Genomic DNA, 227 nt, shown 5'->3' on the forward strand with positions numbered 1-227 from the left:
TATTTTCTCACTGTGCATAGATTAATACTATTATTCATTTCATATCTTTCCATATTGAATTGACATGTCTGATTTTTTATTTTTACCTTTATAATTTTAGGTGGTTGGTCATACTTTATAAATAAAGTGCTCGATTGTCCTACATAGCCAATTTCTTGGTTTTTTTCGTTAAGAACCTCAGCACCAAAAGGCAATGGTGTATAATCATCAAAATTAACTTTTAATAT

1 protein-coding gene is annotated in these 227 nt (G+C 27.8%); it reads right to left on the bottom strand.

Annotated features, from left to right (window positions below):
* Positions 1 to 227 (bottom strand): FimD/PapC C-terminal domain-containing protein (locus HH682_RS15615; RefSeq protein WP_214238385.1); only part of this gene is annotated, 227 nt, incomplete at both ends.

This window comes from Rosenbergiella gaditana, assembly GCF_018494065.1.
Classification (GTDB): Bacteria; Pseudomonadota; Gammaproteobacteria; order Enterobacterales; family Enterobacteriaceae; genus Rosenbergiella; species Rosenbergiella gaditana.